Origin of the sequence: Pseudoalteromonas sp. A757, assembly GCF_004103285.1 — a bacterium.
GTDB classification, from domain to species: Bacteria; Pseudomonadota; Gammaproteobacteria; order Enterobacterales; family Alteromonadaceae; genus Pseudoalteromonas; species Pseudoalteromonas galatheae.
Map to the genome: position 1 here is coordinate 43,934 of NZ_QNQN01000064.1, position 11,303 is coordinate 55,236.

9 protein-coding genes are annotated in these 11,303 nt (G+C 44.5%); 7 read left to right on the forward strand and 2 right to left on the reverse strand.

Features of this window, described 5'->3' with window-relative positions; genetic code table 11:
• Window positions 1-10: 10 nt before the first annotated feature.
• From lepB to DRB05_RS07885, 6 genes are all read left to right on the forward strand, one after another.
• Entirely contained in the window at window positions 11-946 is a 936-nt protein-coding gene (lepB, locus tag DRB05_RS07855; protein ID WP_010371286.1) for a signal peptidase I, read from the forward strand.
• 2 nt (window positions 947-948) lie between these two features.
• The gene (gene rnc / locus DRB05_RS07860; RefSeq protein ID WP_010371291.1) at window positions 949-1,626 is read left to right on the forward strand and encodes a ribonuclease III; all 678 of its coding nucleotides are present in this window, start codon (window positions 949-951) and stop codon (window positions 1,624-1,626) included.
• Entirely contained in the window at window positions 1,616-2,515 is a 900-nt protein-coding gene (gene era, locus DRB05_RS07865) for a GTPase Era (protein WP_128726446.1), read from the forward strand. Before rnc ends, era begins: the two co-directional genes overlap by 11 nt.
• Complete coding sequence (gene recO / locus DRB05_RS07870) at window positions 2,516-3,208, forward strand: DNA repair protein RecO (protein WP_128726447.1); 693 nt, start codon at window positions 2,516-2,518, stop codon at window positions 3,206-3,208. It abuts the gene before it with no gap.
• A gap of 93 nt (window positions 3,209-3,301) precedes the next feature.
• Window positions 3,302-4,036 carry a pyridoxine 5'-phosphate synthase gene (gene pdxJ / locus DRB05_RS07875; protein ID WP_128726448.1) on the forward strand — a complete coding sequence of 245 codons (735 nt, stop codon included), beginning with the start codon at window positions 3,302-3,304 and terminating at the stop codon, window positions 4,034-4,036.
• Between the two features lie 346 nt (window positions 4,037-4,382).
• Complete coding sequence (locus tag DRB05_RS07885) at window positions 4,383-6,437, forward strand: TonB-dependent receptor (RefSeq protein WP_128726449.1); 2,055 nt, start codon at window positions 4,383-4,385, stop codon at window positions 6,435-6,437.
• A 49-nt stretch (window positions 6,438-6,486) separates the two neighbouring features.
• Here the strand turns inward: DRB05_RS07885 and dapD are convergent, their stop codons facing one another.
• Both dapD and glnD read right to left on the reverse strand, forming a co-directional pair.
• Entirely contained in the window at window positions 6,487-7,314 is an 828-nt protein-coding gene (gene dapD, locus DRB05_RS07890; RefSeq protein WP_128726450.1) for a 2,3,4,5-tetrahydropyridine-2,6-dicarboxylate N-succinyltransferase, read from the reverse strand.
• Between the two features lie 10 nt (window positions 7,315-7,324).
• A complete protein-coding gene (glnD, locus tag DRB05_RS07895; RefSeq protein ID WP_128726451.1) occupies window positions 7,325-9,943 on the reverse strand; it encodes a [protein-PII] uridylyltransferase in 2,619 nt (872 codons plus the stop codon).
• 252 nt (window positions 9,944-10,195) lie between these two features.
• Here glnD and DRB05_RS07900 point away from each other — a divergent pair, with 252 nt between their 5' ends.
• The gene (locus DRB05_RS07900; RefSeq protein ID WP_128726452.1) at window positions 10,196-11,284 is read left to right on the forward strand and encodes an efflux RND transporter periplasmic adaptor subunit; all 1,089 of its coding nucleotides are present in this window, start codon (window positions 10,196-10,198) and stop codon (window positions 11,282-11,284) included.
• Window positions 11,285-11,303: the final 19 nt, after the last annotated feature.

Consider the following 11,303-nt stretch of genomic DNA (forward strand, 5'->3'; position numbering starts at 1 on the left):
GGAAATACAAATGGCAGGTTATTTTTCAATTTTATTGGTGCTACTCACGGTCGGTTCAGGCCTTATTTGGTTGATCGATCATTTGGTGTATGCACCAAAAAGACAAGCTAGGCTTGCTATTGCGCAAGGTGCGTCTGACACTCAGTTGGATGCCGATATCATTGCGGAAATCGCACCTGAACCTGCCATTGTTGAAAACGCGAAATCAATTTTTCCTATGATTGCCGCGATCACGATTTTCCGTTCGTTTATTTTTGAACCGTTTCAAATTCCATCAGGCTCAATGATGCCAACCTTATTGGATGGCGATTTTATTCTAGTGGAAAAGTATGCTTACGGGATTAAAGATCCTGTGTGGCGTAGCAAAATCGTTGAAACGGGCACGCCAGAGCGCGGTGATATTGCAGTGTTCAAGTTTCCGCTAGACGAGCGTATTGATTTCATCAAGCGTATTGTTGGTTTACCGGGTGACCACATTGTTTATCGCAATCGTCAGCTTTACATTAAGCCTAAGTGTGAAGACGGGCAGAGCGAAGCGAATGGCTTAACGTGTGGCGAATATAACAAGATTGATGTAGACATTGTAAATCGTGACGAATTTACGCAAGGCCCAATGCAGTTAGTGCGTCTAACAGAGCATTTGCCAAATGTAGAACATGATATTTTAATTAATCCTGAAGTGTTAGAGTTAACAGATCGCTACTATCAACAACCAGGTACTCGCCGCGATGAGTGGGTTGTACCAGAGGGAAGTTATTTTGCGATGGGTGATAACCGTAATAACAGCCAAGATAGCCGTATGTGGGGTTTTGTACCTGATGAAAACTTGGTTGGAAGAGCGGTATTTATTTGGTTAAGTTTTGATTTTGATAATGGCCCAGACAGCATTTTGCCAGGGTGGGTTCCAACTGGTGTTCGTTTTGAACGCCTAGGTAGTATTCAGTAAAAATGAAAAGAAACGTAGAAGAACTTTATAATAAAATAGGGTACAACTTCTCTGATAAGGCGCTGCTTGAGCAGGCTTTGACGCATCGCAGTCACAAAGGCCAGCACAACGAGCGTCTCGAATTTTTGGGCGACTCTATTTTAAGCTTTGTGATTGCAAATGCTTTGTATCACAAGTTTCCAAAAGCGCGTGAAGGTGATTTAAGCCGCATGCGCTCAACGTTAGTGCGTGGTCAAACGCTGGCGGAATTCGGTGTGGAATTCGCGCTGGGTGATTATCTGCGCCTAGGTCCAGGTGAGCTAAAGAGCGGCGGTTTTCGCCGTGAGTCAACGCTCGCAGATGCAGTAGAAGCCATAATTGGTGCTGTTTTCTTAGACTCTGACATCGACGTGTGCAGAGATTTGGTACTAAGTTGGTACGAATCACGCTTAACTGCGATTTCACCTGGTCATAATCAAAAAGACCCGAAGACGCTGCTGCAGGAGTATCTACAAGCTCGAAAATTACCTTTACCGGGCTACACTGTAATAGATACCAAAGGGCAAGCTCACAACCAAACATTCACGGTCGAATGTATAGTGGAAGGGATGGAAAGTATAATTTCAGTAGGCAGCTCGCGACGTAAAGCTGAGCAAAAAGCTGCCGAAAAAGCGCTTAAGATATTAAAGAATGACGCTTGATACACATTGCGGCATGATTGCCATTGTCGGTAGACCTAACGTAGGGAAATCGACACTATTAAATAAATTGGTTGAGCAAAAGGTAAGTATTACCTCGCGTAAACCACAAACTACTCGTCACCGCATCATGGGGATCCATACAGAGGGTAACTATCAAGCGGTGTACGTTGATACGCCAGGACTTCATATTGAAGAAAAACGTGCAATTAACCGGTTAATGAACCGAGCAGCATCAAGCTCAATCGGCGACGTTGAATTGGTTATTTTCGTTGTAGAAGGGACGCATTGGACGCCTGATGACGAAATGGTACTGGCTAAAGTTAAAGACAGCGGCCGTCCTATCTTGGTGGTGATGAATAAAACCGATCAGGTAAAAGATAAAGACTTGTTGATGCCGCATATTCAGTGGTTGAGTGAGCAGGGGGATTTTATCGGGATCGTACCTATCTCTGCGAAGCAAGGTAAGAACGTTGATATGATCAGAGAAGAAGTGCACAAGCGTTTACCTGCATGTGAATTCTATTTCCCTGAAGATTACGTTACCGATCGCTCAATGCGTTTTATGGCGGCAGAGATCGTGCGTGAGAAACTGATGCGCTTTATGGGCGATGAACTACCGTACTCGGTGACGGTTGAGATCGAGCAGTTTAAGTGGCAAGACAATGGCGTTTGGCAGATCAACGCGTTGATCCTTGTTGAGCGCGAATCGCAAAAACGCATGGTGATCGGCAACAGAGGCGAAAAGCTTAAAGTGATCGGCCGCGAAGCGCGTAAAGATCTTGAAAACATGCTAGACAACAAAGTCTATCTCGAATGCTGGGTTAAAGTGAAATCTGGCTGGGCTGATGACGAACGTGCTCTTCGTAGCTTAGGGTACGGAGAAGACTGATTGGATAGCGACTTTCGACGAGCCTATCTGTTACATCGCAGACCTTACAGCGATTCTCAGGTACTGCTTGACGTACTGGTCGAAGGCGTTGGACAACTCAAAATGCTTGCCCGAGTAAAGGGCAAGCAATCCCTCAAACATAATGCCCAGTTGCGGCCATTTTCATTACTTTTACTGCAATATGCAGGCAGATACGACTTTAAATACGTAAATCGTTTTGAACCCACGGACAACCAAGTCCAACTCGTTGGGCGGCAGTTATATTGTGGCTTGTATCTCAATGAGCTAACGCAACGCGTAGTACCAACTAACGAACCGCTAGAGCAGATCTTTGCGCTCTATCAGTTACATTTAATGCGTTTGGCCCAAGATGAAGATGTCGAGCCTATCTTACGCAGCTTTGAGTTGCAATTATTGGGTGAACTTGGGTTTGGTGTGGAACTGGAGTTTGACGCAGAAGGTAATCCAGTGAAGCCAAAAACCGCGTATAAGTATATATCTGAGTATGGTTTTATTGCAGTCGGTCGTGAACCTGATACGATACCGGGCAGTATGTTGTTGGCTATTGCCAATCAAGATTTCCAAGACCTTGCGGTGAGGAGGGCGGCTAAGCAATTAACACGAAGGTTAATGGCACCGCTAGTTGGTAAGCAAGGGCTGAAAAGTAGAGAACTATTTGTTTCAAAGAAATAATACCAATTTGATCAAAATTATAAATCGAAAAATTGGTATCGCAGTAATAAGTGGATTAACCACTTGCTACGTCATATTATCAAGGGATAAACGATGAAAGATATTTTACTCGGCGTCAACGTAGACCATATTGCAACACTTCGTCAGGCGCGTGGCACTAGCTATCCAGATCCTGCACATGCAGCAGCAGTAGCTGAGCACGCAGGTGCTGATGGCATTACGATTCACTTGCGTGAAGACCGTCGCCATATTCAAGATCGTGATGTTTACGTGATGGCAAAAACCATCCAAACACGTATGAATCTAGAAATCGCAGTAACTGATGAAATGCTCGACATCGCTTGCGAAGTAAAACCAGAATATGTTTGCTTAGTGCCAGAAAAACGCGAAGAGTTAACGACGGAAGGTGGCTTAGACGTTGCGGGTAATCTAGATAGGATCACAGCGGCAACTCAGCGTCTAGCTGATGCAGGTATCAAAGTAAGCTTGTTCATCGACGCGGACAAAAAGCAGCTAGATGCTGCAAAGCAAACCGGTGCGCCTTACATTGAGATCCACACTGGTGCTTATGCGGATGCTGAGAGCGACACCGAAATGACCGCGGAGCTTGAACGCATTCGTGAAGGCGTTCAGTATGCTCATGGCCTAGGCCTTATCGTCAACGCCGGCCATGGTTTGCATTACCATAATGTTAAACCGATTGCACAAATGCCAGAAATCTACGAACTTAACATCGGTCATGCTATTGTTGCTCGAGCGGCAATTGATGGGCTGGAAAAGGCTGTACGAGATATGAAACGTTTGATGTTAGAGGCAAGACAGGCATAACGCTTAGTGGTAAAGAAAACGAAAGGGCTGTGTAGCCCTTTCTTTTTGCCTTGTAATCGAGTTAGGGCCTGTTTACCTTTCAAGTTTGTTTTTGCAGCAGTTTGATTGGTATTTGTACAAGGCAGAGCCTGCGTAGCATAGTTATTCTATGTGAGTCAGGCGAGAACACAGTAGAAATGCTAATCAAGCGCTGCCCTTTGGGTTCACCTGAGTGCGCTTTGTTCATTGTTGCTCAACTTTTGCCTAGATTACTAGGCGGCAAGTCGAGCGTCGCGACCAAAACACACTCAGGAGAACAAAAATCAAACAGCAAAGATCAACAGGCCCTAATACAATAGGTATCAAAATGAAAAAAATGGTGTTGGTCTTTGCAAGTTGTGCCCTTGCACCACAACTTAGCGAAGCGACAGAGAACAACGAATTTGAAGTCATCACTACTACGGCATCCAGGTTAGCTGAGACGGTAGGAGAGCGCCCCGTAAGCCTCTCTTTGCTCACGGAAGCTCAGTTAGATGACATAGGCGTCACGCATATCGAAAAAGCGTTGAGGCTTGTTGCTGGTGCAAATATACAACATGGTAATGGTCAAGAGTATCTACCTGCATTGCGCTCACAAGTGCTATCTGGTGCAGGCGCATGTGGCGGCATTTTAATGGCTGAAGATGGTATTGCACTCAGAGCCGCAGGTTTTTGTAATATCAATGAACTATTTGAATCGCACTATGAAGCGGCAGAGCGTATTGAAGTGCTAAAAGGGCCAAATAGCGTGTTGTATGGCTCTAATGCGGTGCACGGAGTGGTTAATGTGATCACTTCAAATAATATTCAAAAAGCACCTAGAGTTGCACTAGACATCGGCTCCTATGGTTATAGCCGAACTCGGATACAAGCTGGCGAAAAAGCCCTTGGCTTGGGCGCCGCGTTAACCCTTACAAAAGATACGGGTTATCGTGACGATGAAAGCGTTAAGCAACAAAAGTTGAGCGTCAAACACCAATATGAAGGCGAGAAGATTGGTGTCGTATCTGGAATGACATACACCCACCTAGATCAGCAAACTGCGGGTTATGTAACAGGAGTGGATAGTTATAAAAATAAGCAATTGGCGAAGCAAAACGAAAACCCTGAAGCATTTAGAAAGGCGAAGTCATTTAGAGCTTGGACAGAAATAACCGGGTACTTTGACGAAAGCAACACCGTGCTGATAAAACCTTATGTTCGCTGGCAAGAGATGGAATTTGTTAAGCATTTCTTACCGGGTAAGCCGTTTGAAGAAAATGGTCAAACTGGTGTGGGGCTGCAAACGCTTATACACACTGAATTAAGTGACTCAATACAACTAGATTGGGGAATGGATACGGAGTATACCCAAGGCGAGATGTTGCAGTATCAGCCTACGCCGACTGAAGGCTCTGCATTTTTGCGTTCAACTATTCCCACAGGAAAGCATTACGACTATGAAGTAGATGCGATGCAACTCGCGCCTTTTGCAAATCTCAGTTGGCGACAAGGTAACTGGTTAGTTGAACTGGGCGCTCGTTTTGAGTCAATGAGATACGATTATCGCAACTTTTTGCCTACTGGGCGTACTAAAGAAGATGGCTCAGTATGTGCAATGGGAGGATGTCGTTATAGTCGCCCAGCCAGTGGCAAAGATAGCTTTGCTTATTTTTCACCAAAATTTGGCCTAAGCTATGCGTTCACTGAGCGACATATTGCCTATGCTAACGTGTCTCAAGGTTATCGTGCGCCACAAACTGCTGAGCTTTACCAATTGCAGCGAGTGCAGTTAAAAGCCTCGCTAGAGGAGGAAAAGGCGGATAATATCGAGCTTGGACTAAAGGGGAGAGCAGATAGTCTTGGTTATCAGATCGCGATTTATGATATGAAAAAAGAAAATTTGATCTTCCGAGATAGTGACTTTTTCTATATCAACGATGGTCGCTCAAGGCACCGAGGTGTGGAGTTGGAGCTGAGTTATTCATTCTCAGCACATTGGCAACTAGATCTCGCCGCAACCCATGCTAAGCATACCTATGAACAAGATAATATTCTTAGTGGTATCAATATTAATGGCAACGATCTAGATTCAGCACCAAGGAACATCTTTAACGCCCAATTATACTGGCAAGCACTAGATAACCTCAGTTGGTCTTTAGCTTGGCATCATGTAGGAGAGTATTTTACTGACCCCGAAAATCTTCATCGTTATTCTGGTCACGATGTACTGAGCTTACGAGGAAAGTGGCAGGTAAATCCGCATTTGGCGTTGACGATGAGAGTGAAAAATCTAACCGACGAACGCTACGCTGAGCGTGCCGATTACACTTCATTTAGTGGTGAAAGGTACTTTCCAGGAAGACCAAGAAACATTCTAGTGTCATTGGACTACCGCTGGTAACACATGAAAAAGGGAGCAGAAAGCTCCCTTTTCGAAACTGTCGTGACAATTAGTCGTCTAGTGAGCGAAGTAGTGCATTGATCCCAACTTTTTCGCGAGTTTGCTGATCTACTTTTTTCACAATAATTGCTGCATACAGGCTATGAGATCCATCTTTACTTGGGAGTGAACCTGGCACTACCACAGCACCGGCTGGCACACGACCATAATGGATTTCACCAGTCTCACGGTCATAAATACGAGTGCTTTGTGAAATATAGACACCCATGGAGATGACCGCACCTTCTTCAACAATCACACCTTCGACGATTTCAGAACGCGCACCGATGAAACAGTTATCTTCAATAATCGTTGGATTGGCTTGTAACGGCTCTAATACGCCACCAATGCCCACACCGCCAGATAGGTGTACGTTTTTACCGATCTGTGCACAAGAGCCTACGGTTGCCCAAGTGTCTACCATAGTGCCTTCATCAACATATGCACCAATATTAACGTAGGACGGCATAAGTACCACGTTCTTACCGACAAAGCTGCCCTGACGTGCTACCGCGTTTGGTACCACGCGCATACCACCTTGTTGGAACTGCTCTGGCGTGTAGTCTGAGAATTTTAATGGTACTTTGTCATAAAACTGGTTAACACCATCGCTCATTGGTTGGTTGTCACGAATTCTAAAAGACAGCAGCACCGCCTTTTTCAACCATTGATGTACAACCCACTCACCGCTAACTTTTTCCGCAACACGCGCCGCACCTGAATCTAGCATTTCTAACGCGTTGACAATCGCTTGTTTTACTTCGTCTGATACCGTGGTTGGGGTGATGGTATCGCGGTTTTCCCATGCGGTTTCAATAGTCGTTTTTAAATCAGACATAAATTCCTCGTTAATCTGTTTCAGCATTTAATTTCTTGAGTAGAGCACGGTGAAGCTCGGCTTTTTGGACTTCATCTAGTGCCTTGTAATCTTTGTTTGAGACGACGAAAAAGTCTTCTGCGCGTTCGCCGACGGTTGTAATGCGCGCGGCATGAATATGTAGTGAATAGGCCTGAAATACCTCAGCAATTTTAGTCAGCAACCCCGGAATATCAATGGCCTGAATTTCAATAAGGCTACGGTTTGCTCTAGCATGAGGGCGTAAGATAATTTTTGGCCTAATATTAAAATCTTTAAACTTCTGTGAGCGATTCTTTTTTACTCTGATTTTCTTTTTTGGATCTTTTAGGAGCGTCTCTAAACCTCTTCTGATCCCCGCTGCACGACTGGTGCTGAGCGGATCGCCATTCACTTCTAGGATAACAAAGCTAAAGACAACATAGCCATCTTTTGTGGTCATGACCTGAGCATGCTGGATCTGTGCTTTTTTAGAGCCAATTACACTGACTAGTTTGGCGAATAGCGCCGATTCATAAGGACTGTATACGAATACTTGCGTCCCGCCATGCATAGGCTTGTCAGAGACGATCACACTTGGCTGACTTAAGTCATCAGATTTTAATAGATGCTCAGTATGCCAAGAGATCTGCTGTTCGCTAAAAGCAGTAAAATAGTTAGCCTTAAAGCGTGACCAAATAAGGTCAATGTACTCTTCGAAGTAACCTAAATTAATCAGCCGTTGCTTGGCTTGGCGTTTCTTATCACGGATCTGATCGCGCATATCCATTGGATTTTCAAGGCCCAAGCGTAGTGCCCGCTGAGTATGCAAATACAGTTCGCGTAAGAGGGTGTTTTTCCAGTCGTTCCAGAGGTTGTCGTTGGTTGCACGAATGTCGGCAACCGTTAAGCAATAGAGATAATCTAGCTGACGCTCGTTTTTCACTTTTTGTGCAAATTCAGCAATAACATCGGGGTCGTTAATATCTTTACGCTGGGCTGTGACAGACATCAGTAGGTGATTTTGCACCAGCCATGCGACAAGCTTCGCATCCGACGACGTAAAGCCGTGCATTTTGGTAAATGCCATGGCGTCAACTGCGCCAAGCTCGGAATGGTCGCCACCTCGACCTTTGGCAATATCGTGAAAGATCCCAGCTAAGTAAAGTAGTTCTGGCTTGTCCATGCGGGCAACAATCTCAGAACAAATAGGGAACTCGCTAATATGCTCTTTATCGAAATAGCGGTAGATGTTATTGATGAGCTTATGGGTATGTTCATCCACTGTATACGCGTGAAATAGGTCGAACTGCATTTGGCCAAAAATATTACGCCACTGCGGTAAGTAGGCGGCGATGATCCCGTGTTTGTGCATCAGAGTAAACGCTCGGCCCATGCCGTTGGGGTGTTTCAATAACCTTAAAAAAGCATCACGACAGCCTGCGTAATCTTGTAGATCACCTAATAAACGGCGTCTTACTTGGCGCATGGTACGGATGGTACTTGGGTCAATGTGAGTGATTTTAGGGTTGTCCGCAATATGCTCAAAGAGGACAAACAAATTCTCTCGACGAAAAAAGACCGAAGGATTTTTAACGCGAATTTTATTGCCAATACGCTCAAAGTTTCTGTCGAGTGGCACGGCTTCTTGTTCCAACTGCTCGGGAAGAATGCTTTGTTCGAAATAGGAGAGTAGCATCTGGTTCATTTCGCGCACTCGGCTCATGATCCTAAATAAGCGTTTCATCATGCGCTCGACCGAGGCTTTACCCTCAGAGCCAAAACCGAGGAGCTCAGCGGCATGTGGTTGATGGTCAAACAGTAAACGGTTCTCACTGCGACCAGCAGCCAGGTGTAGCGCAAAGCGAATGTTCCACAGGTTTTCTATGCACTCTAACAGCTCTTGATATTCTTCATGGGTCAAGTATCCGTGATTGATCAACTCTTCCAAAGTTTCAGCGCGAAAGTGCTTTTTAGCGACCCAAAAAATGGTTTGCAGATCGCGAAGGCCACCGGGGTTTTCTTTAATATTAGGCTCAAGGTTATAGGCGGTACCGTGGCATTTTTTATGGCGAATATTCTGCTCGTTGACCTTGGCGATAAAAAAGTCACTAGATTGCCAAATTGGGGTTTCAACGATATGTCGTTTGAGGTGTTCATACTCAATGTGGTTACCACAAATTAGGCGGCTTTCTAGCAGACTTGTGGCAAAGTGAACGTCATTTTGTTTTTGTTCTAGGACTTGTTCATGAGTTCTTACGCTATGACCAATATCTAGACCTAAATCCCATAGATAAGTGACAAAACGCTCCAAACAGCTGGTTACTTCTTCACAGGGAGGCGATTTGGTCAGCACCAGAAAGTCGATATCAGAGAAAGGATGCAATTCACCGCGGCCATAACCACCTACGGCGATGAGAGATAAGTCTGGTTGGTGCGCCAATCCGGTTTCATTAAACAGTTTAATCAACAACCGGTCGATAAATTCGGCTCGAGAGTTAATTAAATTTCTAACGGGTTGCTTGGCAAATTGATTGCTTAACCATTTGTAGAAAAAAGCAAGACAATCACGGTAATCGGTAAGTTCTTGTGCTTCATCGAGAAGCGTCTTCACTTTGTTCGGTAATGCCACTTAGGATCCTGTGTCATGCGCGCAAATCAGTAGAACCCCGTTTTACACTAAATAGATAAGAATTGCGAGTGACGAAAAAGAGATGATCAAAGTTTGCTCATTTGCCTGTACAAAATTTAAAAACGTTCTATTTGCAAATTAAACTAAACCGTATAGTATAGTTTGTGTTCGTTAAATTTGAGTCGTGTCGCTACAGCAAATCTTCCCACAATTTGCGATAGGGAATTTGCTTACGAGGGTGAGGTATGGATTATGTATTTATTTAGAATAAGTAGTTGTGTTTTAGCTGGTTTTTTAACTCTACAGACACTAGGATGCGGAAGTGCAGCACCAAGTAAGGTAAATACTGAGAAAAAGCCGCAGGTGAGTATTACGCGAGTTGACCGTGGCAAAGATTATATTGAGCAATCGTATCTTGGGTATGTTCGAGCTCATGATCGTGGTGAGCTGAGCTTTGAAGGAAGAGGGAAAATCGTATCGTTAGACTTGGACATCGGAGATAGCTTTGCAAAAGGTGATGTGCTTTCTCGACTAGACTCTGTTACGTCTAAACTTGCTCTTAAAGAAGCCGAAGCGAGTCTAAATCAGGCGAGATACGATTTAGAAAATGCAAAGATTGAATTCGAGCGCAGAAAAGCGCTGAGCAAGCGCTCTTTGGTTTCGGATACCGAAGTTGACCTTTGGAAGTTGAAGGTTGATAGTGCATTTGCCCAAGTTAACTTGCTGGAGGCTAAGCGAGATACGGCTAAAAAAGGCTTGGCCGATACGCAGATCATTGCGCCTTTCGACGGTAGTGTGACAGGAAAGTTCGCTCAAAAAAACCAGCATGTTTCAGCTAATCAAGCCGTTTTGTCTGTGAAATCGGACAATACTACATTGGAAGTACTAACGCGGATCCCATATCAACACGTTAATCAAATTAAGGTAGGTCAGCAGGTATCTATGTATACCTTAGAGAAAAACCTACTCTCAGGTGTTATTAAGAGTATCAATCGTCAAGCCAGTGCTAATGGCTTAATTGAGGCGCTTATCATATTGGATAATAAGTTCACGGATCTTGTTGTTCCAGGCGCGCCAGTCAATGTGTCGTTCAGTATAAGAAACGCTAGAAATAACTATTCGATACCCATTGCTGCACTCTATCGCGATACCCGCAATAATCATTTTGTTTGGCTTCTAGATCCAAAAACACAAACAGTATTTAAGAAGGTTGTACTTATCGAGCGGATCCGCAGTGGTCGGGTATTTGTTAGCGGTGACTTAGATGAAAATAGCAATATTGTCATGCATGGTGGGCAGGGACTTGCGAACGGGCAAGTTGTCGAATTAGTCAATTCATAGCGTAAGAGAGACTTAAATT